Annotated in this window: 26 protein-coding genes; 2 read left to right on the forward strand and 24 right to left on the reverse strand. The window is 48.4% G+C overall.

The window, feature by feature from the left end:
* Position 1: 1 nt before the first annotated feature.
* Both ACYUJT_RS08425 and ACYUJT_RS08430 read right to left on the reverse strand, forming a co-directional pair.
* The gene (locus tag ACYUJT_RS08425) at positions 2-580 is read right to left on the reverse strand and encodes a nitroreductase family protein (protein WP_460320512.1); all 579 of its coding nucleotides are present in this window, start codon (positions 578-580) and stop codon (positions 2-4) included.
* Positions 581-641: 61 nt separating this feature from the next.
* Positions 642-1,028, reverse strand: coding sequence for a VOC family protein (locus tag ACYUJT_RS08430; RefSeq protein ID WP_460320514.1), 387 nt, complete (start codon positions 1,026-1,028; stop codon positions 642-644).
* 136 nt (positions 1,029-1,164) lie between these two features.
* Here ACYUJT_RS08430 and ACYUJT_RS08435 point away from each other — a divergent pair, with 136 nt between their 5' ends.
* A complete protein-coding gene (locus ACYUJT_RS08435; RefSeq protein ID WP_460320517.1) occupies positions 1,165-2,046 on the forward strand; it encodes a DMT family transporter in 882 nt (293 codons plus the stop codon).
* Between the two features lie 123 nt (positions 2,047-2,169).
* Here ACYUJT_RS08435 and ACYUJT_RS08440 read toward each other — a convergent pair whose 3' ends face one another.
* The 22 genes from ACYUJT_RS08440 to ACYUJT_RS08545 form a co-directional block, all read right to left on the reverse strand.
* Positions 2,170-2,490, reverse strand: a complete 321-nt coding sequence (locus ACYUJT_RS08440) for a hypothetical protein (protein WP_460320520.1) — start codon at positions 2,488-2,490, stop codon at positions 2,170-2,172.
* Positions 2,491-2,514: 24 nt separating this feature from the next.
* On the reverse strand, positions 2,515-3,027 hold the full coding sequence (locus ACYUJT_RS08445; RefSeq protein ID WP_460320523.1) for a hypothetical protein: 513 nt from the start codon (positions 3,025-3,027) through the stop codon (positions 2,515-2,517).
* A 51-nt stretch (positions 3,028-3,078) separates the two neighbouring features.
* Positions 3,079-4,029: a helix-turn-helix transcriptional regulator gene (locus tag ACYUJT_RS08450; protein ID WP_460321583.1), complete on the reverse strand. Its 951-nt coding sequence runs from the start codon at positions 4,027-4,029 to the stop codon at positions 3,079-3,081.
* An 817-nt stretch (positions 4,030-4,846) separates the two neighbouring features.
* Positions 4,847-5,695, reverse strand: coding sequence for an MBL fold metallo-hydrolase (locus ACYUJT_RS08455; protein ID WP_460320526.1), 849 nt, complete (start codon positions 5,693-5,695; stop codon positions 4,847-4,849).
* Positions 5,696-6,058: 363 nt separating this feature from the next.
* Positions 6,059-7,141 (reverse strand): efflux RND transporter periplasmic adaptor subunit, encoded by a 1,083-nt coding sequence (locus ACYUJT_RS08460; protein WP_460320529.1) that lies wholly within the window; start codon positions 7,139-7,141, stop codon positions 6,059-6,061.
* A 34-nt stretch (positions 7,142-7,175) separates the two neighbouring features.
* Positions 7,176-8,537 (reverse strand): ABC transporter permease, encoded by a 1,362-nt coding sequence (locus ACYUJT_RS08465; protein WP_460320531.1) that lies wholly within the window; start codon positions 8,535-8,537, stop codon positions 7,176-7,178.
* Positions 8,534-9,247 (reverse strand): ABC transporter ATP-binding protein, encoded by a 714-nt coding sequence (locus ACYUJT_RS08470; protein ID WP_460320533.1) that lies wholly within the window; start codon positions 9,245-9,247, stop codon positions 8,534-8,536. The genes ACYUJT_RS08465 and ACYUJT_RS08470 overlap by 4 nt, the downstream gene beginning before the upstream one ends.
* 260 nt (positions 9,248-9,507) lie before the next feature.
* The gene (locus ACYUJT_RS08475; protein ID WP_460320535.1) at positions 9,508-10,257 is read right to left on the reverse strand and encodes an SDR family NAD(P)-dependent oxidoreductase; all 750 of its coding nucleotides are present in this window, start codon (positions 10,255-10,257) and stop codon (positions 9,508-9,510) included.
* A 113-nt stretch (positions 10,258-10,370) separates the two neighbouring features.
* Complete coding sequence (locus tag ACYUJT_RS08480) at positions 10,371-11,666, reverse strand: alkaline phosphatase family protein (RefSeq protein ID WP_460320537.1); 1,296 nt, start codon at positions 11,664-11,666, stop codon at positions 10,371-10,373.
* A 24-nt stretch (positions 11,667-11,690) separates the two neighbouring features.
* Positions 11,691-12,473 carry a DeoR/GlpR family DNA-binding transcription regulator gene (locus ACYUJT_RS08485; RefSeq protein ID WP_460320539.1) on the reverse strand — a complete coding sequence of 261 codons (783 nt, stop codon included), beginning with the start codon at positions 12,471-12,473 and terminating at the stop codon, positions 11,691-11,693.
* 24 nt (positions 12,474-12,497) lie between these two features.
* On the reverse strand, positions 12,498-13,901 hold the full coding sequence (locus ACYUJT_RS08490) for an ABC transporter substrate-binding protein (protein ID WP_460320542.1): 1,404 nt from the start codon (positions 13,899-13,901) through the stop codon (positions 12,498-12,500).
* A gap of 14 nt (positions 13,902-13,915) precedes the next feature.
* Positions 13,916-15,331 carry an MBL fold metallo-hydrolase gene (locus ACYUJT_RS08495; protein WP_460320544.1) on the reverse strand — a complete coding sequence of 472 codons (1,416 nt, stop codon included), beginning with the start codon at positions 15,329-15,331 and terminating at the stop codon, positions 13,916-13,918.
* Positions 15,332-15,351: 20 nt separating this feature from the next.
* Complete coding sequence (locus ACYUJT_RS08500; RefSeq protein WP_460320546.1) at positions 15,352-16,197, reverse strand: HAD family hydrolase; 846 nt, start codon at positions 16,195-16,197, stop codon at positions 15,352-15,354.
* 21 nt (positions 16,198-16,218) lie between these two features.
* The gene (locus ACYUJT_RS08505) at positions 16,219-17,121 is read right to left on the reverse strand and encodes a carbohydrate ABC transporter permease (protein ID WP_460320548.1); all 903 of its coding nucleotides are present in this window, start codon (positions 17,119-17,121) and stop codon (positions 16,219-16,221) included.
* An 11-nt stretch (positions 17,122-17,132) separates the two neighbouring features.
* Positions 17,133-18,191, reverse strand: a complete 1,059-nt coding sequence (locus tag ACYUJT_RS08510; RefSeq protein WP_460320551.1) for a carbohydrate ABC transporter permease — start codon at positions 18,189-18,191, stop codon at positions 17,133-17,135.
* A 534-nt stretch (positions 18,192-18,725) separates the two neighbouring features.
* A complete protein-coding gene (locus ACYUJT_RS08515) occupies positions 18,726-19,670 on the reverse strand; it encodes a serine/threonine-protein kinase (RefSeq protein WP_460320554.1) in 945 nt (314 codons plus the stop codon).
* 581 nt (positions 19,671-20,251) lie between these two features.
* Positions 20,252-21,271, reverse strand: coding sequence for a 5'-nucleotidase (locus tag ACYUJT_RS08520; protein WP_460320556.1), 1,020 nt, complete (start codon positions 21,269-21,271; stop codon positions 20,252-20,254).
* Between the two features lie 17 nt (positions 21,272-21,288).
* The gene (locus ACYUJT_RS08525; RefSeq protein WP_460320559.1) at positions 21,289-21,672 is read right to left on the reverse strand and encodes a VOC family protein; all 384 of its coding nucleotides are present in this window, start codon (positions 21,670-21,672) and stop codon (positions 21,289-21,291) included.
* Positions 21,673-21,705: 33 nt separating this feature from the next.
* Positions 21,706-22,512: an aminoglycoside phosphotransferase family protein gene (locus tag ACYUJT_RS08530; protein WP_460320561.1), complete on the reverse strand. Its 807-nt coding sequence runs from the start codon at positions 22,510-22,512 to the stop codon at positions 21,706-21,708.
* Positions 22,513-22,671: 159 nt separating this feature from the next.
* The gene (locus ACYUJT_RS08535; RefSeq protein ID WP_460320563.1) at positions 22,672-23,361 is read right to left on the reverse strand and encodes an MOSC domain-containing protein; all 690 of its coding nucleotides are present in this window, start codon (positions 23,359-23,361) and stop codon (positions 22,672-22,674) included.
* An 86-nt stretch (positions 23,362-23,447) separates the two neighbouring features.
* Complete coding sequence (locus tag ACYUJT_RS08540; protein ID WP_460320565.1) at positions 23,448-23,930, reverse strand: DinB family protein; 483 nt, start codon at positions 23,928-23,930, stop codon at positions 23,448-23,450.
* Between the two features lie 40 nt (positions 23,931-23,970).
* Positions 23,971-24,429: a GyrI-like domain-containing protein gene (locus ACYUJT_RS08545; RefSeq protein WP_460320566.1), complete on the reverse strand. Its 459-nt coding sequence runs from the start codon at positions 24,427-24,429 to the stop codon at positions 23,971-23,973.
* Between the two features lie 478 nt (positions 24,430-24,907).
* On the opposite strand from ACYUJT_RS08545, the gene ACYUJT_RS08550 reads away from it, so the two are divergent.
* A complete protein-coding gene (locus tag ACYUJT_RS08550; protein ID WP_460320569.1) occupies positions 24,908-25,840 on the forward strand; it encodes a macrolide 2'-phosphotransferase in 933 nt (310 codons plus the stop codon).
* Positions 25,841-26,037 lie beyond the last annotated feature (197 nt).

A 26,037-nucleotide genomic window follows, 5' to 3' on the forward strand; every position in this document is an offset into this window, starting at 1 on the left:
CCTACTCTTCTTCGCCGATCCAGACAGTCTTGCTGCGGAAATCCTCTCTCTTCCCTTTCAGCTCACCCATATCGGAAACGCCGAGATAAATGAAGCCCAGCATTTTGTCCTGCTCACGGAGACCAAAGGCTTCGTTCACGATGCGGTGGTAACAAGGCTCGCCGGTTCTCCATACCGCTCCCAGCCCTAAACTGTGCGTAGCGAGCAGCATGTTCTGTATTGCGGCAAATACCGCTCCGTATTCCTCCAGCTCGATTACGCCCGGCTTATCGGTAGGAGTCACGGCTGCGGCAATGATGACGGGAGCACGAAATGCCTTGGCAAAGGCTTTATCCAACGCCTCCTGAGATTCAGGCGAATCGGGGTTCTCCATGCCCTCCCGCATAATGTCGGCCAGCGCCTGACCCAGCTGATCCCGGCCCTTGCCCCTGAGTACGAAAAATTTCCACGGCTCGGTATGTCTATGATTTGGCGCCCAGGCTCCAGCCTCTAAGATTTGCTCAATCGTCGCTACAGGAATTTTGTCCTGCTTGACCTTTCCAATACTTCTTCTCGTATGAATAGCCTCTATTACGTCCATTGCTCGTTTCCCTCCTCCTTTTAATTTCCATTCTAACATTATAGACTGTCGGGGGAAAACTTTACTCTCCGGTCACTTTTTTCCCAACTGCGATCCATCTGCCATCCACATCTTCAAAGACAAATTCTTTATTAGCATAATCCGTGGTTGATAGAGGACGGACGATATTTACTCCTAAGTCCATAAATTCTCGCTGAATTTCTTCCTGCTCCGCAGTGATGAAATATGCATCATATCCATAGCCATGCACTGCCCGGTTCGGCAAAAAAACCTCGCGGTTCGACTGGGTAAGTACAATCTCGATCGCATCCCGGTATAAACAAACATGGGGCTCCTGGGATTCTAAATAATACACGGACCTAAAGCCAAGTCCCTCATAGAACCGGGCGGTCTTGTGTATATCAGGCGTCGGAAAAATTTGCAAACAACAGGCAAAACCTTTGCTCATATAAAATCAGCTCCTAATAAAAATCTATCAATTCTCACAAATGCTCGTATAATAGATTGTTGTGGAACTACGCTCAACAAAATAGCGACTCCAACCAATACCTAGCATTTTCGCATCTTAGAAGGGAGTTAAAAGCATGTCTGGCCGTCAACGTGCCGGGGGAACCTATGAAATCTTCTTTATCCTCGGCATCATCGCTATCTCTTTCTCGGCCATCTTTATTCGCTGGTCGAATGCGGAGGCATCCGTCATTGCGATGTACCGCTTGTTTATTACCAATTTGATCCTGCTGCCTTTCGCCTGGCGACACAGGCATGAAATGCTGCGGCTGAAGCCGAAACAATGGGGACTGCTCGCCGCCTCAGGCTTGCTGCTGGGACTTCATTTCCTGCTGTGGATGAATTCGCTGCGATATACTAGCGTGGCAAGCTCCACGGTCATCCTTACGCTGCAGCCTGTGCTCGTCTTGCTCGGCTCCATCTGGCTGTTCAAGGACAGGATCAACCGAATGATGCTGCTCGGCATGGGCATAGCGGTCGTCGGCTCCATCTTAATCGGATCAGGAGACTTCCGCCTGTCGGGATCAGCTCTGTACGGGGATGTCTTGTCACTGCTAGGCACGCTGACGATATCCGTCAATATGCTGGTCGGCCAGCATCTGCGCAAGGATTTAGCTGCCCTGCCGTATAACTTCTGGATGTTCTTCATGGCCGCCTGTTCCTTGGGCTGCTACAACCTTGCAATGGGTTATCCCTTCACTGGCTATCCCGCGAAAGAATGGGGAATTTTCTTCCTATTATCCGTCGTATCCACCTTGTTCGGCCACTATCTGTTTAACTGGCTGCTCAAATACATGAATGCCACCACGGTTTCCATGGCTATTCTGGGCGAACCGATCTGCGCCTCCCTGCTCGCTTGGGTGCTCCTGGGCGAAATGCTGACAGGATTGCAGCTATTTTCCGGAATGATCATCATAGCCGGCGTCTGGGTCTTCATGCGCCATCGGCAAGCGAGTTGACCTATCTGACTTTGATAGGATACCTCTGAATTGAACATCATATCTAATCCATATCCAAAAAGCGTCCTGGTTCTAGTTTAATCACCTCTAAGACCGGGACGCTTTGATGTAAGAGACTGCTATTCATTTCTTGCGCTTCCTTAATCCGACCAGCCTCGTTCGCAGCATATAGTATGCCGCGGCCAGCAGCAGTAAACCGCTTATCTCTAAAGCTAAGGTTAGCCCGTCTGTGCGGACTATGGTTCCAAATGCCACCTGCTGCTGCAAATGCTCTACTGATGCATAGTTATTAATAACATCTGGCACGTAATTTCTGGTCAACAGCGCGCCTTGCACGACCTTAAAGCCGACAACGCCTACCATAATAACGATGACAACGATCATAGATTCAATGAGTGCTCGCTTGTTCAGCTTGTTTAGGTTCATATCTGTTTCTGGTTCCATCCTTCTCTCATAAGATAATACAACTTATTCCTCCTGGACTTTTACTACTTTAGTCCAGCCCAAATCCTGTCCAAATATTCCTTTCTCTTTATGAACATATACCAGGTACATATCTTCGAAAGAATTAAAATTATCATTTGCTTCAAAATACATTTTTAATTTGTGTTTCCCTTGTTCTGGAGGGCTCCAAAACCCGATGAAATCCAAGTAATTATTATCATAATTCATCTGAGAAATATTGTGTTTATGCAGCGCATCTGCAACCTTTACCTCGTCTTCCCCTGAACTCCCTATACTGCCCGGTCTAAAAAAGCCCTCATCCTCTTTAGCATCAAAAGACATGGAGTGCAATCCTGAAATATATGGATATATCATATGCTGACTGTACTTTCTTTTGTCGATATAAACCTCAAGCAAATAATCTTTGTAGTCCATGTTCGGGTTAGAGTTGGGCTTTAATACAGCCTCGATAAAGATATCTTCCGGAACTGTTTCATTTTTATCCCATTCATTGTAGACATAATAAGCTGCAAACAATAGAAAGACACTACTAATGATAATAAAATACAATCTTCTCAAACATTTCACCTACCCTCTATACAGCTCAACCATTGCCTCTGCTTCTAATAATACTCGGTCACGCAGCTCCAATGGCTCCAGTACCTTGGCAAGCGATCCATAGCCAAGCAGTATTTCACATGCCGACTCCAGCGTATTGAACTCAGCATCCGCTTCGATCCATCCTTGTTCTACGGGCATCATATGGATCAGCTTAAGATATCGCTGCTGGGCTAGACGCGGTAAAGCTGCTTCCTGAAACCTGAGCCGTGCGGGATAGCGCGGAAGATTCGCTTTAAACTCTTCTGTCGAGCGCTCCCAATATCGTGCAAGGTCAAAAGAATCCGGACGCTGAAAAAATTCCTCCAGCACTTTGGCGTTCCTGATACGGGAGATTCGGTAGGTGCGCATTTCCCCTTCCACTCTGGCTGCAAGATACCAGATGCTGCTCTTGGCGACCAATCCCAGCGGCTCGACGATACGTTCCACGGCTGACTCTTCGCGGCGGTAATCGAAGCGGAGCTTGCGGTCCTGCCAGACCGCTTCCTGGATCGCCGGCAAATCGGGCAGCCGATCGGCAGACTGATGCCAGCCGGCACCGTCAATATGAATGCGCTGACGCACTCTTTCGGCTTCGCCTCGAAGCCGTTCGGGAAATGCAGCCAGCATTTTCTGAAAAGCATGCTCAAACACGCTGCCAAGTCCAAGGTCTCCGAGCAACGAAGATGAATGAGCCAGAAGCAGCGCCTGCATCTCTTCGGGCTTCATTCCTGTCAGATCGGTGCGATAGCCTTCCGACAACACCCAGCCCCCGTTTGTTCCCCGCTCCGCATATACCGGAACTCCCGAGGAGCTTAAGGCCTCCATATCGCGGTGTATTGTCCGCTCGGATACCTCCAGCCTAGCCGCCAGTTCCCGCGTCGTGAGCTGTCCGTGATTTTGCAGCAGCAACAATATCGAAATAAGCCGATCCGCCCGCAAACTGATTTCCTCCTTCGTAAGTTTCCCTAGTGACATTTGGGCTTCATTGTAGCATGGATATATGACATGGATTGTCATATAAGGCGCGAAAAGCGGCCTTAAATATCACTTGGGATCAAGTTGTTCACCATGACAATTGCCATAGACACTGCAATGTAATACATACACTATGCTGCGCTATTAGAGAGGATGATCCGCACCACATATGAAGCTATGATCTGCCCAAATGGAATTCTAACGGACACAGAGGACGCTATTTCGCCTTTTTGACCGAATTTGATAATGCGAACGGACCCTGGTTCCGCTATTCGCTCAAAATGAGCACGTTTTGCCCCACTTTTCACCTAATAGCGGAACTACGGTCCGTTGGCTTAGATATTTACGCGTATTTGGAGAAATAGCGGATCTAGGGTCCGCTAGATTGCCGGGAATCTCAAGTCACAGGAAATAATTCATCGTGTGCTTGAAATCAACAGGCGCTTGGATGAATGGGCCAGGACGAATGTGCTTGGACGCGGTGGACATTGTACGCTTCGCCTGCAGTGTACATAGCCAGACATCACGCTTGACCGACGTCGTACTTAGTCAACAGCGTGCCCCGACCCAACAATATACTTGACCTGACGGCCTGCTTGAACCTACAGTGCATTTACTCGACAATGAGCTTGGATTGAGCGTCCATGAGTCAACATACCAAATGGATCGGCGATCCACTTGATCTATGTTCTGCTCAATCCCCAGACCAACCTTACGCCGAAGAAAGGGGCTCCTTTCACGTACACAAAACTGAGGAAGACGCAGCCCTACACGTACAACGCTACCGAAGGAAGGCGCTGCCCTTCACATACACATACCGCTCGCCGCGAGCCATGACATGGCATTTCTGCTCAGGGAAGTGCTCATAGAGATAGTCCACGAAGTGGCCGGGCTTCTCCGCATTCCCCGCAAACACGTCATAATGCAGCGGAATAACCGTCTCTGCGCCGATTCTTACCGCGAACTCGGCCGCTTCCCTATAGTTCATGTTGCCGACAATTCCACGTTCCCGACGGAAAAAATCAGCACCATTGATCGGAAGCAGGGCGACATCTGGCTGAATAGTGCTCAACCGCTCGACCAATTCAGGGAACAGCACCGTGTCGCCAGCATGATACAGCGTGACTCCATTCAACTCTATGACATATCCCACGTAGCGTGGTTTCCCTTCTGCATCCTTGTCCAGCTCTTCGTGGGCCGCGGGAATAGTCGTTATTTTGATTTTAGAGAAAAGCTCGGCTGATCGGCTATCATCTGCCTCTAAAATCTGTGATGCCCCTACGCCCATATCGAGCAAATCCGATCTGCAGCAAGCCGGAGCCATGATGAGCGCCTCTTTGTTTTGCCGGTGAAAAATAGGCAGCGTGCCTGCATCCATATGATCTACATGCCCATGCGTAATCAAGCAAAGGTCAGCCCCGATAATATCCTCAGGGGTGATCGGCGCAGGGTAAGTACGAGGTAAATCCAGGTGATCCGATACATAAGGATCGACATACACCGTTACTCCGTCACCCTTGATAATTACGCTCTCTTGCCCAAGAAACCAAATCGCCAGCGTCCCGAAGGGAACCTCGGTGCGGTTGACCTCTTGAATCAATGTTGCTCCTTGTCTGTGATGCTTAGTCATGATTAATCCTCCTGTCGATTCTGATGATTGTCAATGATCTTCGTTCGTCCTCTATTTAACGCATATGAATTAGACTCCTCAACAAAAGAACGCCATCTAGTGGAATGTTTATTCAACAAGCTCAAACATTATCGCAGACTAGCTGCTCGTTACGATAAACTAACATGTACATTTGCTGCCTTTTTATCACTGGCTGCTATTTTGATATAGCTAAATTAGGTTTGAAAACACGCTCTATTAGGGGTAGAAATCCGTGAACAAAGACGAACGCTTCGCTTCTCCAGAATATGTCGCACCCTGGCCAGTCACTGCTGCTTCTTTAGTTCAACTTATATATAGTATAAACCAGACAGCTGCCCAGCACTATTGCAGGGCGACCGTATCGCCTTCCTTCAATCCTTCCAACACCTCGGTTTTCTCCGTCGTCTCCAGGCCTGTCTTGATATCTCTGCGTTCGTATTGACCCGATCCTTTATCCAACATGACATAGGCGGAGATCTGATCGCGCATGACGGCGATCGACGGAAGAGCTAACACATTTTCCTTACGGCTAGTCTCGATATCGCCGGTGAGCGATAACCCGGCAATCAGATACTCGCTTGGTTCAAGAGAGATGGTGACCTCGAATTGCGCTGCTTTATTCAAGCTGTCCTGGTCGGTTCCCGTCTTGGCGAATTTGGAGACATGCTTCACAGTTCCGGTCAGCGGCACATCCTTCATCGCGCTCATTGTCACTTTCACATTCATATCCGGCTTGATCCGGAATACATCCTGCTCCCCGACGAGGGCGGTAAATTGCAACTTACTCAGATCGACGATCTTGCCAATATATTGATTGTCGCTAAGCGCTTGCGGCTTCTTCCCTGCCGAATCGAACAGGAAGATGCCCGCAGCCGGAGCGCGGAATTCGGAATCCTGCAGCTTCAGCTTTTTCTGCTGCAGCTCCTGACGCTGAATCGATTTGCGTACGTCCTCCAGCTCCTTCGTCAGTCGTGCACTCTCCCGATTGGCGAGCAGTTTCTTGCGGTTCTCATCGGTCAGTTCGCTTCCTGCCGTCTCGGTGTCGAGCTCTGCGACAAAAGACTGCAGTTGGATTTCCAGCTCGGCTTTGCGAAGCTCCGCTTCCTCACGTGTAATCTGGTTCTGCAGCTCGGTCTGATCCAGCCTGAATAGCACATCGTCTTTATTGACCTGCTGGCCGTCCTCGATCTTCCATTCCGTTACTTTGGAGCTGAACGGAGCATAGACCGACGTCTCCTGCTCATACAGCGATTTTCCCTTGACCCGTATCGTGTGAACCAGTGTCTCTTTCGTTGCCTGGAATGTGATGGCTTGGGACTCCATTCCCGGATCGGCGACCTGGGCAGGCTTCGACATGGAATACAGCAAATAGCTGATTCCGGCAAGAATGATGGCGATAATGATCCATTTTATTTTTTTCTTCACTTTCCCTGCTCTCCTTCTCTCGGATATCGAATCTCTAATCCCGCTTGATCGCGGTTAACGCATCAGTCCGCGATGCGCTGACCGCCGGATAAATGCCCGATATAATGCCTGTCATGATCGCAAAGGCCAACCCGACCGGAATGGCTGTATACGGGATAAAAATCGAAATGTCCGACTCCCCGCTATTCAATGACAAAATGAGCGCGTTAATTCCCCATACGATCCAGTAGGAAAACATAATGCCCAGCAGCCCTCCCAGGAAGCCAAGCAAGGCCGCTTCAACAATGAACATATTGCGAATCTGGGACAGATTGGCCCCCAGCACCTTCATAATGCCGATCTGCCGGCGGCGCTGATAGGTCGACATCGTCATGGCGACAATAATGGAGATCGAGGCAATGATCAAAATAAAGACACCCGCACCGATCGCAATCGCCTTGAACACGGCGAATTGCTCCTCCAGTTGCTCCTTTTGCAGCAGATTCGACTGTGTCGATACGGTAAGCCGCTGCAGCTGCTCCTCGACGTGCCTTACGTTCTGCTCCGCGTCCACCTTCACCTTAACCGAGTTGTATGTAGTTGTGCTGTTCTGCACCGCGGAAGGCATCAGCTCTTTTCGCAGCTGCTCGGCCGTTTCGATCGAGATGTAAACCTTGCTGTCCTGGGCGATGGAAATATCGCTGCGGCCCTTGGGCTTCTTCAGCACGCCAACGACCTGCAAGGGAGTGCTCGTTAACTGTTTGCCATTTTCATCATACTTCACGAGCTGAATTTGCGTCTGGTACATGGCTGTCGGAATGACCATCATATTGCGGTATTGCTCCTGCGAGTTTCGATCATATCCTGAACGTTCCATTGCTTCATACAGTTTGTTTCTAGTCTCCTCATCCATCAGGCCCATCGTGGCCCCGTAACTGAGCACAACTGAATTGATATCAACGCTGTCGGCCTTACCCTGCTCGAAGGTCTCCCCAAAGTCCTTAAGCCGGGTCAGATCCGTAGCGACCACTTCGACGTAGCCCTCCTTGCTGTCCGCTGTCGTCATTTCCAGATGATCAAATGTCTGATACGGCGCGACAGCCGTTACATATTTCATATTGCGCATAACCTCGAGCTTCTGATCCGTCAGCAGCCCGCGGTTAATCGCCTCTTCGCTGACCTGGTCGGGATTGCCCTGGCCCGGCATGGCGCCAGAATTGGGCATGACCGTAATCTCATCCATCTTCAGATAGCTGTTCAGCTCGGATTCGACGATCTGTTGTGTCGATTCGCCGATGCTCATCGCCAATATAATTGCGGCACAGCCTATGGACAAGCCGGCTGCGCACAGCATGGTCACGACTTTGCGCCGCCGCACCTGATCCCAAGACAGCCTTGTCAGATCGCTGATTCTCAAGCTTGTACCTCCTCTGCTTCCGCTTGCAGATTTACAGCCGGCTGTGATGTCTGGAGCTGCCCATCCCGCAGCGTAATGATCTTCTGCGTTTGCTGCGCCACTTCGCGCTCATGCGTAACAATAATAAAGGTGGTATTCATCGTCTGGTTAAGCCGCTTGAGGATCGCCAAAATTTCTTCCTCCGTCTTCGTATCCAAATTCCCGGTCGGCTCGTCGGCGAAGATGACCGAAGGCTCAGTAATCAGCGACCGGGCAATGCTAACCCGCTGCTGCTGTCCGCCCGACAGCTGGGACGGGAACAGTTCGGCCTTGTCCGGGATGCCGACCTGCTCGAGTAACTGCAACGCTTTTTGCTTGCGGACGGAGGGGCGGGTAGATTGAAAAATAAGCGGCATCTCAATATTTTCACGCACAGTCAAGTTCGGCAGCAGCTCATAAGCTTGAAATATAAAACCGATATGCTCGCGGCGGAACTCGGCCAGCTTGTTCTCGTTCATCTTCACAATGTTATGATCGGCGATATAAATTTCGCCTTCGGTCGGCTTCATCAGCCCCGCCATTAGATTGAGCAGGGTCGACTTTCCTGAGCCCGAGCTGCCCAGCAGCGCAATCATCTCGCCCTTGCGGACATGAAAATTGATGTTCTGCAGAACAGGCGTGGTCTCGCCGCCATTCTTGAAAGCATGGGACAAGCCCTCTACACGAAGCAAGTTCTCCACTCCTTTTATATGAATCTCTCAAGCGTAAACGGCTGACGCCGCCCATGAACGGCACAACAACGTTTCGCATAGAAATATATGCGCCTTGTATAAGGGTGAAACTTATAAATTCTTATATATCAATAAATAGACGATGCATTCGGTGTCTGCCCCTGCATGTTATACGATAAAACCCGATATTATAAATTCATTATAGTAGATTTCCATTTTGGACCATTTCCTTATTAAATCCGTGTTGCTTGGATTCCATATTAGCTCTCGTCCATCTTAGAATAGTGAACAAGCTTTCCAGTGGGATACTCGTTCTCAATTATTTTCAACAAATACCTGCCGAGCTCTTCCGCCGACTGAACCTGGCCTGTCTCGTAAGCTTGCCTGAAGTATTTCGCCATCCCGAAGTCCTGCTCATCTTTGCCACGGGCAGCCGCTTGCAGCTGCGTTTCCACCATTCCCGGGTCTACGGCAATGATCTCCACGGGCCGTGGCTGACTCGCTTGCTCCGCTCCGACGCACTGGGTGAACATATTGATCCCGGCTTTGGCCGTGCAATACACGCTCATGCCCGGTGCGGGGTACATTCCTGAACCGGAAGTGATGTTGATGATTTTTCTTCTGATGTCGAAGTGTTCGGTATGGCGGATAAAACTGGAGGATACGACCATTGGAGCAGCCAGGCTCACTTGCAGATGTTGTTGGATTTCCTGGGCGGTACATCGTTCGATCGGCTTTAACGGCTCTAGAACGGCCGCATTATTAATCAGGCAAAATATTTTCGAGTCATCTATATTTACGTCATTAATAATCTCTCTAAGCAGGGCATCGACTCCCATGATTTCGCTTAAATCAAAGCTTCGATGGGTGTAGTTGCTATAACCCCGCAGGCGTTCCGAGGTTCCTCGCGCGATACCGATTACCTGGTGTCCGAGATCAAGCAGCATGCCCGCCAGCTGCTCGCCGATTCCTTTGGATGCTCCCGTAATAATAAAATGACCTCTCGCCATACCGCATCATACCTCCATGACCGTTTAGTTGTACCCTATCTTATCAGAAAGCCTATATTTTGGAAAATAAAAAGAGGCCTCCCCATTCGGAAGAGCCTCTCTTTACGATTCAGTTATCTCAATAATTGTTCAAGTATAATGCCATCCACATCTTGCATCTTGAACTGCAGCATCGCCGCCATGGTAGGAGCCATATCCACCAAGCTGGCTTGGTCGATGACGACGCCCTGCTTCACGCTAGGGCCGCAAGCAATGAATGTCGTCTGCTGCTCCTTGTAGGGCAATCCTCCGTGCGAGGCTTTGGCCGTCTTATAATCTCCGACTCTCGTTTCCGAGAATGCATCGTCGCCCGACAGTGTGTTCCCAAAGGAGATGGCCGCTTCACCTTCTATCACGAATTCAAAGGGTCCCGTTAATTTATATTGTTCGCGAACCTCTTCCTTCGTAAATACATGGCCTAGGCCGTATTTGGGATCCGCCTTAATGGAAAGAAGAAATTCATGAACCTTCTGCTTCATATTTTCATCGGACGGATCTTTGAGGCTAATCCATGCCGACATGCCGACGGAATGGCAATAGGCGTCATAGTCGAGCAATTGATCGTTCTCATCCACGGAAATGAATCCGGCCTGCTTTAATAGAATATTGAAGTTCAATACGTGATCGATATCCGTTTGGCCGTGATCGCCCAGAATAACGAAATTAGTGTTCTCAAAGTCCCCATACTTTCTGATCTGCTCCAGCAAAACTCCAAACTCCGCATCATGCTTATGCAGTTGCTCGATGACATGATCATTCATAACGCCGTATCGATGACGTACCGTATCGAGATCACACATTTTGACCAGCATGACGTCCGGCTGGCAGTAGTCTTTAATAATTTCGGCAGCCAAGCCCATCGTGTATCTATCCAGGCTGCGTTCTTCGCCGATTAAATGATGCCCGTATTGGGGGAAATAGCGTTCCACCAGCTCCGCCGTGGCTGTGCTTTCAAAAAACTGCTCCGGGTTAGGGCCATTATAGCCAATCGGCACAATCATCGGCATGTTGAGATCGTAATCCGCCCCACCCGATACAGGCCAGCTTAAAGAGCAGGTCGAATATCCATTTTCTTTGGCGTAATCCAACATCGTCTTGGATTTAACATCATGCCTCATGTTGTACCACGGAGCATTCTGGTCACCTGCTTTGACGATCTCATTGTGGGGAACGCCGTGCTTCTCGACATAATTGCCTGTAATAATGGAGCAGTGGCATGGGTAAGTAACGGAAGGATAAATGGAATGCATATGAGTTACCCAAGAGCCTTGCTCAAACATGAATTTAAAGTTCGGCATCGTTCTCATCAATTCAATATCCATGGAACATAGCGCATCCAGGCAAAAGACAAACAGCTTTTTCTTTGTCATGTCAATTCCTTTCTGTGTATATCATTACACCTGATTCTGCTCCTCCGTTTTCACGACGATCACTTTCTTAATCATTTCACGCAGCTTCTCCAGGAACGGGAGCGAAATACCGTCGTCGGTAATAAGTACGCTGATTCGCTTGACTTCCATCCCGAATAAAAAAGCGCTCTGATTCATTTTTGAGGAATCGGCCAAAAGAATGAGCTGGCGAGCTTGATCCGAGAGCCTCTGAGCAACACTCTGCGGTTCCACCTTGGAAAAATACAAGCCTTGCTGCATAACCCCAGCGCATGAAAACAAAGCTTTGTCGAAACGATACTGCTTCAGCTCCTGATGAAGCCTATGCCCTGATGTCAATCCGCTCTGGTCTACTTCGCCGCCTGCCATAAACACTTGAGACCGGCTATTCTTCTGCAGCAGATTAAAGGCAACCATAATCGAGTTCGTCACGATGACCAGTTCTTTGTGCGCAGGGATCAGCCGGGAGACGGCCAGTCCTGTCGTATTCCCGTCCAAAAAAACGCTGTCGCCGTCTTCCAAGAGATTGATCGCCTCTCTGGCGATAGCCTCTTTCTGCTCGAGATTATAATTAATCCGCTGCGTGTACGGCATTTCCCAAGTTGTTTTTTCCCTTCGCTCGGCACCGCCATAATTTCTTCGGACTAGTCCTTTTTCATGCAAAATGCGTAAATCCCTGCGGATCGTTTCGACGGACAATTGATAGTGATCCACTAAATTTTCGACAAGAACACTGCCGTTGCGGCGGACTTCTTCCAAAATTTCGTTCCGTCTTCTTCTGGAATTCATGAAATCACTCCTTTTAGAGCGATCTTATTTGTTCTCTGCCAATAGCTTCGTGGCTTCTGCCTGAAGACTCTTCATAGCGTCGGCCGGTGAGACTTTGTTCGAGTAGACGTTCATAATGGCCGTATTCACCGCGTCCTGGATCATACTTCCTGCAGCCGTGGCGACAGGAGCTTGCCCGTGAGGAAACACCTCTGTGAAGGCTTGTTCCTTCTGAGGATTGGCCTCGTAATCCTGCTTCAATACATCGACATCCCGGGAAGACAGAGTTGCCGGGAAATATCCGGTTTTTGCCCCATAGATCGCTTGGCCTTCCGGACCTGCAAAATATTTCAGGAACAACCAGCCGGCAAGCTCCTGCTCAGGTTTGGTTTTGAACAGAACCTGATTTCCGCCGCCAATATTCGTTGTTGGATGGCTTGGGTCGCCTTGCGGGATATTTGTGATACCCCATCCGAACTTATCCGCGATCAATTCCAGCTTGGAGGTCGTTCTGGCTGTAGTGCCGATTTCCATGGCCGCGCGGCCATTCGTAAATTCTTGTTCCGTATCCTCGGCGACCAGGATTGCTTTTTGATCGAGCAGGTTTTTATATACAGTCAGCAATTCCACCGCTTGAGGATTATCGAAATTGACGCCGGACAGATCAGGATGTATCGGGTCGATTCCGTATGTGCTCAGAGAGGTCATGAAGTTAAAGCCATGGGAACCATAACCTGTGCCATTACCGATGACGAGCGCCGGAACGCCGGTTTTCTTATAGATGTCGAGGGCCTGCTGCTCGAATTCTTTCCACGATTTGGCTGGAGCGTCATAACCCGCTTGCTTCAGAATGTCGACGTTGTAGTAGATTCCAGTTGAGCTATTGCCATGAGGCCAGCTCATCGTCTTGCCTTCATAAGCCGGAATGCGTTGACGATCCAGGACCGCCGGGAGAATGTCATCGATTTCCGTTTGTGTTAATCCGTACTGGGGATCGTTGATGTAGGTGTCCAGCGGAACGATTTGGTCAGCCTTCATATATTGCAGCACATCGCCTTCGTTAGCCATAGCTACCGCCGGCAGCCCGCCACCTTGGAGCGCGGCGCGCAGCTTCTGATTCAATTCCGTATAAGAACCCTGAAAGACTTCATTGACGATAATCTTTCCTTCATACTCTTTATTAAATTGGGCAACGATTTCTTTGACCGCATCCCCGTAGATGCTAGCTTGAATATGCCAAAAATCAATTTTTACCGGCCCGTTCTTGCCCAGCTCAATGTCATTGCCTGCCGGCTTCTCCGCTGAACTAGCATTGGCGCCAGCAGCAGTCGAACCTCCTGAGCTCGCATTGCTTGCTTGGTTCCCTCCGCAAGCTACCGTGAATATAGACATCACAAGAATAACCGCCACTACAGATATAAATCTTTGGATCGTATGGTTGAACGGCATGTTCTCTATTCCTCCTATTTGTGGTCTAACAGCTTGTCTATTTGAACCGTCTCTCCGTAAACCGGGTAAAAACGGGGGATGCTTCTGCTATCGAATAATGTCGGATGAACACTGTGAAGCGGAATAACAACCTTCGGCCGGATCCTTGCCGTCAAATCACTGATTTCCTGCGGAGCAGCATGGCCGCCTGTCGCGAAATAATGATATTGAACACCGAACTCCGTCAGCCAGCGGTGCAGCGTCTCATCATTTGATGTTAACGGATTGCCGTCAGCATGGACGTAATGCGAGGTTTGCGACCGGTCGCCCAGACATTCCAATTCAGCCATCAGCGGCAGCTGATTATACGGAAGATACACGCAGTATAGCGCCTTGTTAGCAGTAACTTCGGATAGCGAAATCGTTCTATACGGGAGAGTGATACTGCTGTCTACGGATAGCGAGTTCAACGTCGGCAATACACGAATCACCTCTTCAGCTAGGGTTAACGCAGCGTTCCCTGCCAATGCCGAAATGCCAATGCGAGTGGCCTCATACCACAGCGCAGCAGTACTTGCATCCATGACGAGCGTACGTCCTGCCTCCTTCGTCGCGAGAATGATATCGGCTACCCGCTCCACATTTCTCCCTAGAATATTAACGTAGACGAGACCTGCTGCCTGCTCGGTCACTTCCCGGTAACGGACGGCCACATCCGCTTCAAGCCGATCCTCGGGCTGGCGAAACAGGGTGTTTGGGCGCAGCCGTGTGCCTTCGGTAATCAGCACTTCGACCCCTTCATTCCGGCACAGCTCGATAAAGCGATCCATACGGTACGAATGTCTGCCATGGCGGCGCCAATCCGCTGTGAAGCCGATCTTCGTTCCGGAAGCGGTCTTCAAGATGAAACCCGAACATCCCGGTGTATCATGATCTACCTCGATGATTTTCAGCCGCACTTTTCCTTCTTCGTCCAGCGCAATCTCTTGAAGATCTTCCAGTGCAATGATGCGGCCCTGGGTATCTCCGTATTCGCCTGAAGCGACGACGGCCCGATACACGGCATAAGCATCTTTGCTCATATAGATGGGCGTGCCCTCCGCAACATAGGGCAGCAGCGCCATATGGTCTTGATGAATATGGCTGATAAATATCTTCAGATTGTTATATTGCGGCAGCTCTTGACGTTTCCATATTTCCTGAAGCTGCTCTATCGTCACATCCTGCATCGCCTCAGAGGAATATAAATTGAGCAGAGGCGGAGCCGAACGGGTCAGCATATAATGGCGCGCTCCTAGGGGCGGCGTCGTCTTCACGTATTCATTGAACAACCCTCCCATGGAAAGTCCCAGGTCGAACACGAATCCTAACTCTTTATAGCCGTATACGATTTGAACGCCGCCTATCGTGTTCATGCCGCTGTAAAACGTGATTTTATCCTGATCGTTCAAGTTTAGTGCCTCCTTCATCTTTATGGATGAACTGCCAAACGTTCCTCTAATTTCAATAGAAAATCCTCCAAGTCATCCAACGTGCGCAGCCGCAGATCCCATTTCTCCTCATCATAGGTTTCGTATGGCGATATCCATATTGTGCGGCCCCCCAATTTCTTAACTGGATACAGATCGTTCCAGGCATTATCGCCAATGGAAACGATTTGGTCGGGGGAAATCCCGTGCCCGTTGATGTATTCCTGCAAATAATCAGCTAATCCCTGGGGCTTATTCCCGCCATAGATGACCGCATCGAAAGCATTGTCCAGACCAAGCCTGCCGACAAAATCCAGAGCAGCCTCTTCAGGAGAATTGGTCATCAGCAGTTTATGGTGAACCGACTTTAGCCCTCGCAGAGCGGCAGCTACTCCATCGTGGGGTTTGACGCAATTTAATGTCGAGATCATATCGCGGCGAATGCTCATAAAGGCTTGCGTTCGTACGGAAGCCGGCACATCGGCATAGTCGGCTATGGCTCCCACAACCCCCCAGGCATCTCCGATATAGTGGATATCGCGAAAAATAGTCGGGGACGCAGCGGCCGACCGTTCTAAATCTCTTCCTTCCCAGTCATATAAACGGATGATTTCTCCATTGCGGTACTCTACACCTGATTTAAAAGATTTGCTGAAGAAATGGCCGATCTTTAGAGCATGCTTGCCGTTCAAAATCGACTCCGCCTCACGCTGCCACATCGACAGATCAGCATTGCCGCCATGACCTTGAAACAAATAGGATAGGTAGGGTTCGATGAAGCTCTCATCCTGATATAAAGTGCCGTCCATATCCAGCACGAGTACTTCAATGTTGTTTATCCATTCCAACGCTGTCGTCTCCTCCTCTGTTCAACCTTTGATTCCTGAAGCTGCAATCCCCGAATGGAACCACTTCTGAGCTGCAAAATACAACAATACGATCGGCAATACGGTAAATGTCGCGGCGGCCATCAATTGATGATAATTGGACCCGTTCTCGCTGACAAAGTAGAGCAGCCCTACCTGCAGCGGACGAATCGCCTCCGTAGAAGTAATGATCAGCGGCCAGGAGACAGCATTCCATTTGCCAATAAAGCCAAGCAAGCCTGCGGTAATCAAGCTGGAGCTCGAGAGCGGCAGAAGGACGGAATATAAATAGCGAAAGCTGGACATTCCATCGACTTGCGAAGCTTCCCAATAGTCTTTCGGGACGGACAGGAAAGCTTGCCTGAGCAAGAAAATAGAAAACGCATCGGCCAAGAAAGGCACCATGATTCCCATGTAACTGTCATAGAACCCTTTTCCTCCCGAGCCCATCCAATCATTGCCACCCGCAAACGGAATATGCCGCAGCGTAACGAAATTCGGAACTAAGGTGATATCGTAGGGAATCATCATCGTCGCTACTACGAGTATGAAGATGAGTCCTCTGCCTTTGAACGAGAAATGCGAAATAGAATAGGCAATTGGAATGCATATGATCAGCTGAAGCGCTGTCCCTAAAACAGCGACAATGATCGTATTCCAGAAGTACCGGCCGAAGGTTGATTCCGGCTTCATCCAAGCCGTCTCATAATTGCTGAACATCAGCTCCTTCGGAAAAATAACCGGCGGCATCATATTAATCTCTTCTGCGCTCTTAAACGAGGTTAAAATCATCCATACGAACGGAAACAGCGCAAGCGCAGCTATGGCCAGGACAATGATCGTAACGATCGTCCAGGATATCCGGGAATAGAGCCGGGCGTAATTGAACCGTTCAACTTTCATCATGCTGCCCTCCTTTAGCGCAGGTAGTGCACTCTTTTCTCCCCGTATTTGTATTGAACCCAAGTCAGCGATAATATGATGACGAACAGGAACATAGATACCGCCGAGGCATAGCCGACCTGGCCATGTACATAGAAGGTTCTAAAAATATATAACGGCAAAGACATCGTTGTACCAAGCGGGCCGCCATCCCCGCCACTAATGACGTAAAAGGCGTTAAACGCTTCGAAAGAGCCGATAACCGAGATGATCGAAAGGAGGAACACCATAGGAGACAATAGAGGCCATGTCACATGGCGCATAATTTTTAGCGTTCCGGCACCGTCGATGTTGGCGGCTTCGTACAATTCCGGCGAAACGTTGCTCATTCCGGCTAGAAAGATGACGATGTTGAATCCCACGCTCGACCATATCGTAAACAGCATAATGACAATCAGTGCATAAGAGGGTCCCGCAAACCCCGTCGGAATATATGCCGGCCATTGTCCACCGAACATCCGGGCGATGTGAACCAGCAATGGGTCCGGATCCGATAGCCAGTTCTGCGGCTGTAATCCAACGCGTTCCAAACCGGCATTCGCAATGCCGACATTCGAATGAAAAATCCATTTGAACACAAACCCGGCGGCGACCTGAGAGGTAATATAGGGGATGAAGAAAATCGTCCGCAATATGCCCTTGCCTTTGATTTTTTGAAATAAATAAAAAGCTAAAAGAAAGGATAGGAAAATAGATATCGGGATCGTTCCTATCGCGTAATAGATCGTGACCATCAAGCTATTGCCAACCGGACCAAGCTGCCATCCCAGCAGCATATCCTTATATATCAAGCCTTCCGTGAAAATCTTGGCAAAGTTGTCCAGGCCAATGAACTTCTCCGGTACGAATCCCCATTTCCATAAGCTGATCCAAGCCCCGAATGCAAGCGGCCAAAAGCGAAAGATGAATAACAGCAGCAAGGCTGGCAGTGCGTAAGCTATTCCGACCCATGCTTGTCTTCGCGTAAATTTAGATGTTTTTTGCTTGATCGTAATCTGCTGCCTTATTTGCTTCATGCTTGACACCAATTCCATTGGCTTCCCTCCTTCTAGAATCAGTATAGGCGGCGAGTATGCGTAGAATATTAGATTGAGATTAATTATTTGTTTAATTCATGTCGTGTTTTAATCTTCATTTGTCGTTCCGATAATGAAACGGTAATTTATCCCGGGTAAATCAGTAAACTACTTCAACGGGCATATCGCAGCAACACAAAAATGACGCCGGTAAGTACCGGCGCCATACTAAATTATGCTGTTCGATTAGGCCGAATCAAGGCCTCGCACTCTTCCCCCATTTACGACTAGCCACTCCCCGGTCTCCCAGTCGTTAAGCTCTGCCATATTCGGCTATCGCCTGTTGGTTGATGATACCGATGATACCGATGATACCTAACGATTAACGATTAACGATTTCCACTTGGCCGTTTGACGTTATCTAACGATTGCTATCGATGTTATTTCGCGGAATATTCCTTTGTTTGAGAATCTAACGGTTGTATATGCGGCTATTCTAACACTTTTTAAATGTTGCGACGATTTCGGCTTGAATAACGTGGATTACAATCGTTAGAATTCCTTAGCGCTCTTTTTCGACGGATTAACGACTGTGGCAACCGTTAGAATTCCTTGCTTCATAGTTATCCTATATTTCAAAAAAAAACGCCTCCAAGCTTCGTAAAACTCTGCCACGGATGAGTACCGCTGCTGCCGATCCGGCTCAACGGCCTTTAAGGCTACCTCATAAAGCTCTGGACTAGCCTCCCATTTCGAAAAAGCTCGATCCAGCTCTCCGCCAAGCAGCACAAAAGCCGCGGCCCCCATGTTGAACACGTTGGTTATTCCGTCGATCGTAGCCCCTTTTACAAATTCCTCCGGGGACATGAATCTGGAAGACCCCCACATTCTGCCCATGTGATTGGTAAAAGGCCCTTTCCGATAAAAATCAATATCGCAAATCTGAGTAGAGCCTGACTCGAAATCATACATGATACTCCCATCATAAAAATCAACAGCCACGTATCCCTTCTGCTCAACGGCGGCATGAAAGGCATAAATCTCATCCAAGGAGGCCATTCGCTGTTCTACCGGAAGCTGTCTGTATTGGTAATACGGCGACGCAGGGTTCGTGTACTTCGCCGGCGGCGGGAAGGACCAATGCGGGTGAAGATTCTCCCCCTCAATCCAATCAAACACAGCAGCATATCCAGCTCCCGTGGCAAAATGGTTCACCAGCTTAATCAAACTTTGGTGCGTCAAATCTGCATAGACTGTCATCGCCTGCTGCAGCCGCTGAGCGGCCTCCTTAATATCCCCCTGGTATTGCATCGTTTCTGCCCCGGCATACTTCACGAAAAATTTACGGCCATCTTCCTGCCTAACCCCAAATGAAATGTTGCCGGAATCCTGCTCATCGAATACTGTGAACACCTCCCCCATGCTGTCCAACCAAGAAAAGTCATGAGAGGCCCGTAACGGGAAGGACTGACTTTGAAGACGAACGGTTACCGCCACCCGAATTCCCCCTATAAAAAAATACGGCCTGCTCCTAGGTTAATGCTTCTCATAGGGTCAGGCCGTTCGCTGTCAAATTTTCTGGCACGCTAACTGTATTTGTTGCAGTTAAAATTAGGCTTTCTACTACGGGCGCTATGACTAACTGTATTTCTTACATTTAAAATGAACAATTACAGGTTTTGAAGGTGAAAGGGGAGGTTTTAGCTGCATGAAATGCATTTAGTTCGAAAAAACGTTCCAATGGACACCAAACTTAATGTATGAAATACAGTTAACTTTACTTCTATCCCTGCCCCAATGCTTGTTCCATGATTATACAGCTGCCTGCATAAAGTTGGAAGTGTACTATTCGATATAAACTGAATTCCACCGCTAGCGAGGTAAAGATGTTAAAAGGAAATCTAGAGGTGAGATTGTCCTCGCTTATATTATCATCGGTCAGCTGTGCATCTCAATCTCTATGCATCTGCAAACCTGTTACAGACTGAGTAATGCTGTAGCCGGAGCTGCTAATCAGTACGATATTTTCTTCATGGTCCCTTCCACAGGCATCTACGCCTGAGGCAGCTGTAATGACTTCATTGACCCAAGGATCTGGGAGCTTCGTTATTTTCTGCTCCTTGTTTAGCTGTTGTTTTACAATGCAGGCTCTTCTTCGAAACGCTCTCCCTTTTTATATTCGTTATACCAAACGGGACATGAACGGACGGCACAATTCTGGCAACGCCTTCGATATGACCGACCTGGTCATCAAAGAATATATGCGGTCTAAATATTCGCAATACTCTGCCTTTATCGATTCCACCTAGAAAGAAGGCCTCATCCACCCTAATATCCAATTTTCTCAGTGTCGTAATCACTCTCTCATGAGCAGGGGCATTCCTAGCCGTGGCAATCGCGATTCTTATTCGAGGCTTGTCTTTCGCGTTAGTTGGATATCTCTCTAAAATTCTTTTTTGCAATTTGGATATCTCTTGGAAAAACTTCAACAACGGCCCCGGAGGAAGCGATTCCCCGGCATTTAATCGTTCGTGATCATGAAACAACGCCAATTGTCCGCCCTGCTGGAAGACGGATTCCGCCGAATCGTCAGCGATAATTCCATCAAAATCAAATGCGATTCTAAGCTCTTGATCCTCGTCATCGTCAATGTAGTCCGTCGGATAAATGCAGCCTGCTGGAAAGCCTTGTTCGACCGCTTCCTTTACATCATCAGGATTACCCGATAAGAAAATCGACGCGTTGAAGGCCTCCATGTATTCGAAAGGATTACTGCCTGCGATGAATACTGCTCGGCTAATAGGCAGCTGGTAATGTTCTATCGATTTAAACACGCGAAGCCCGGTATCCGGATCATTACGGGACAGCAACACGACTTCAACCGGCTGATCATCTGGCTCATCCGTATTGATGCTAAGCAATCTTTTTATTAGAGGATAGGCGACACCGGTATCGAGTACGATATGTTCATTTTCCCGCTGATATTTTCTATAGGCACCTTCCCCGTGTTCCTGAAATACGCGATCCGATTCGCTTAAATCAAATAACGCACTCGAAGCGACTGCAATTACAAACTTGTCCTCAATATTATAGGGCATGATTCTATCCTTTCTCCTCAACTAAAACAAGTACAGACCATGATGATATTCCCGTCAGGATCTTTGAATGAAAATTCCGACAGATCGGGAAAGGTCTGAATTTCGGTAACGATCTCCGCGCCTAAGCTCTGTACATGCTGATAAGCCTCATGAATATTCTCGCAGCTAAAATTAAATAAAGGCTGATTGGATGGCGTAAATTGATAGTCTTCATCCAGACAATGATTATCTAGAGTTAAAGCCGGAGCCCCCCCTCCCACATGAAACGAATAAATCGGTCCTGGAAACTCCCCGTCCTCAACTACGACACCCAAAAGCTTGCTGTACCACTGAACTGCTCTCTTTAAATCGCTTACATGAATAAAGATAGTATCTACGCGATTATGTATTGGCTTGGCCATGGCATTATACTCCCCCATTCTCTATGAAATCTTCTATGAAATTGTCTTCAATCTTGCTCTGATTTCTTGCAATAATGCGTTTTTCTCTGCATCAGGCACCCAGTCGGCAAGTCTCGCGGCAGCTACCGGCAGTATCCATGGATCTACCTCGGCAAAGTCTTTGTTCGCGAGCTTCAAATATTGCCTGACATATTCATTCTTGATGCGTTTTCTAAAGAAATTGATAAGGAGGCCTTTGGTTTTTGGAGTCCCTTCTGGCAATGTGCCATAGGTCAGCAGAATCACCGATCTGGCGAGATCGCCCAGCGGGTGGCCGGCCATTCCAGTCATCCAATCAATTACGCAGCTATTATTTTGATCTGTTACTAATACATTGTCGGGATGATAATCTCCGTGGCAGAGCTGACGATCCTCGGGCAAGCTTTGCAGGTGATGAATGATCTTCGACTTCTCTGCATCGGTTAAGAACGGGGTAGATTTAATATTATTGCTGAGTATCTCTTTGTGATTCCTGCTCAAGTCCGCAGCGGAATGCGAATGCACATGATGATGAAGGGCGGCTAACGTCCTTGAAAACCGCTTAATTCGTAGAGGTCTCTGTGTCATTAAATGAAGCAATGGGATGCCTGGAACTCGTTCAAATATAATCCCCTGCCTTCCCTCCTTCTCGATCATCTCAAAGGGCCTCGGGACTTTGAGGCCCAGGTCATGCACATACTGGCTGACCAAGTATTCTTCATGAATCGCTTCTATAGGGAAGCCCTTCTTATAAAGCTTTAGAACCTTGTTATCATCGGCAACGAATATATCGGCTGTTCTTCCCTGGCCCAACTGTTCCAATAACAATCACCTCATCATCATCGCAAAAACGCCCCAGCCTTAAGATCGCTCTTGTCTTAGGCTGAGGCGTTGTTATGTGAGCTTCTTTTCATGATTATATATCCGATCCTCCCGGGGCGATAGCCCTGATATGTATAAAGAATCGAGCTCGCTCATCAGCTACTCTTCTTTATGGCCGGTCAATCGTTCCTTGGTATCCGTCTCGCTTCCTCCAAGTCGCTTGGTCAGTGTCTTTCTCCAGCTATCCGAGAGTTCTTCGACTTCAAGAATCTTTGCTATTCCTTCAAGATTATCCTTTTCACGATGCATGATCTCATTGGCGTAAGATACCGTAATTGCGCTTGGATGCCTGTCGATGATATGCAGTCCATCCGCCTTCGATACGAGCCCTTCCTGAAGCACGCGAAAATAAAAGCCGGTATACCCGGTATTCTGCACCTTTAGCGGCATGTCAGGCGCCCCGTATTTTACGGATAATTTAAAGCAAGGCTGTCTTGGCTGGCTCACCTGCACCACCGCTTCTCCCAACTGAAAAATATCGCCGATGCAAACCTCCGTCTCCAGCAAACCCCGCGTCGTTAAATTTTCGCCGAATGCGCTATACTCTAGCGCACGATCCAATTCCTTCTCCCAATAAGGATAATGCTCGTAAGGATACACGCAGACGGCCTTCTCCCTGCCTCCGTGGTGAACAAGATCAGCCTGACCGTCCCCCTCAAAGTTGAACCAGGACAAGAACAGCGGCTCATCGCTTGGCCTCTTGAAGATACCTGTCGAAATCTCCTTATTGTTGAACTGCACCTGCATCGGCTTGCCCACATTAATTGATATAATATCGCCCTGTCCCATAGGATCACCTCAATTTTGGTTGAATCCTATTATACTGTAATCCTCGTCTACCTTAAACAGGTTCTTACGATCTTCACTGGGAGGCGCTAATCATCCTTCCTTAAAAAAGAAATATAATCCGTCGTTGTCCCACTATGCCCTAAGTATCTTAGTATTGTAGTGACATTGCCCCTATGATACGTTCCATGGTTCACGACATGTTGAATGATTTCTGATATCGAATTCTGGAACTCTTGCCCCCTTGTATTTCTATAAGCCACATTCTTCTCGAAATTGCTGATCGAGCCCAAATGCTGGCGAATCCGCGACTGCAGCCCGGTTATGTGATTGCTGGCTTCCTCGATAGTTATGAAGGATTTTGCAGCTGTGGACGGAGGATTTTCTTCTTTGATCCGGGCAAACCAGACTTCGTCGGCCGAGGCAAGGTGGCCAAAGACTTCTGCAATCGATTTGAAGCCCAGATTCACTTCTCTTAAGAATAATTCCTCCGGCAGCGCTCGAAGATGCTGAATCATTCTCTCGTTCGCCCATATGTTGTAATCATACCCTTGAACGATTTGTCCACTCATCGTAATCTCTCCTCACAGCCTGAACTGCTAAGCCCAGACATTATTTAATCGTGTCATACAAATCTGTCACGACGTCAATTGTCCCTTCTTGACCCCATTCCTCGGTGATCTCCAGATGCCATGCTCTAGGAAGCCTCTCCAGCTGATTCTCTGCTATCCATCGATGCAACTGTTCATAAGAGTTTCTTATTTCCGTATTAGGTCCCGTATGCCTCAACACCACATATTTTTGTCCGGGAACTACAATGGAAACCATACCGGCAGGGACTTCCTGAATGTCATTAACCTCAACACAGACCCAGTAGCCATCCTCTTCCTCGGAAAAGTCTCCAGCTACGAAAGCGCCGATCAGTCTAGCGGGATGAACTACTTCCTTAATCTCGCTTAGTCTCTCTTTGAGCTGTACCGCAGCTCTGGGAATCTCGCTGACATACTCATCACCTGGACATACTACTCGTATTCCAACTAGCTTCTTTGCATTTAGTTCAACTATCTTCATCTTGACTCATTCCCTCCTTTTAAAACACGAACACCCCGGCCTTAGATCACTCTTGTCTGTGGGCCGGGGTGCAGGTTAGCTGAGCTTATTCCATGATTATACATTTATCATCCAAGGAGCGATAGCCCCGAGAAATGATATGGATTGTTTATACCCGGTATGATATCATGACAATATATTACAGATTGGAGGGTCACGTGTGCTAATTTATTCCCGTTTGAGAAAGCAATGCAAATAATTGCGACTGCTGTTTCTGCTCTGTCTCGTGCAGAGTAATCGGGATAAGTCTGCCTTTTTAACGTGAGCCGCCTTCCGTAATGGTCACTCATTTTTTGGGGTGCTTCTATTTGCGTACCTAATCACGTATTTGCTTCAGCGCGGGAGCTGAAGCGTTAAGGCATATCTATATTCGATTACGGCTGCACGGACATGAGGATGTCTGTGTTTTTTATTTTATGCCGAAGAGGAGAATGCCTTTATGACAAGACAATATTCAAGCGATGAGCAAAATATCATTCAAGAGTTCCTTAGCCATGCTCAGCAAAACGGTCTGCACTTGGCCTCAGATCAAATGGAGATCAACGAGTCCGGTATGGACTTCCTTGTTGCATTTGCCAAGGATACACAAGGTGAGACATGGGTGCTTCGAAAACCTAGACGCTCAGACGTTTGGGAGCGCGCGGAAAATGAGCAGAAGGTGCTGCTGGTCGTCGGTCAGCGTCTGCCTGTTGAGGTGCCGGACTGGCGCATTTTCACGCCCGAGCTTATAGCATATCCATTGCTAAACGGGCATCCCATTGCGACGGTTGACCCTGCTGGCAGCGGTTATGCCTGGAGGTTCCCACAGGATTCATTAACCGATGAGTTCTTTGATTCTCTGGCCGGGGCAATAGCGGCCTTGCATAACATCGAACACAGTGAAGCGATCCAGGGTGGCGTTCGTTACAAAACACCGAAGGAAACGCGGGAAGCTTTTGCCGCAAACATCGAGGAAGTAAAAGAATCGTTCAACATCCCTGCCAAGCTATACGACCGTTGGACGGAGTGGCTGTCTACCGATTCCTACTGGCCTGATCATTCCGTGCTTCATCACGGCGATTTGCATCCGCCTCATATTATCGTTGACGATCATCAGCGGGTCACGGGTTTAATCGACTGGACAGAAGCTGAGATCGCCGATCCCGGCAAAGATTTTGTCATTCTATACGCCCTTTTTGGCCAAGAAGGATTGCGAGACTTATTGGGGCGTTATGAAAAAGCAGGAGGCAAAACTTGGCCCCGCATGCATGAGCACATCGCTGAGCAATGGGCGGCTTATCCGGCTATCGTTGCTAAGTTCGCGCTTATCACAGGGAAAGAGGCCGATATGGAAATGGCCCAAGGTATGATGGCTAACTGGAACGCGGATTAACTGGATTAAGTTAAGCTACAAGAATAATTCTACACAAATAACCGTCTTCTGGAGGAAGGCGGTTATTTGGTTTGGATTGAAGTTTCGCTGAGCCGGATTCCGATTAGACTTTTCAATATTTTTAACAATTCCATCTAAATAACTTTCAGTTATTTAGATGGAAAAAAATCAGAGCGATCCCGTAATATATTTTCCAA

The sequence above is a fragment of the Paenibacillus sp. YSY-4.3 genome (assembly GCF_054767475.1).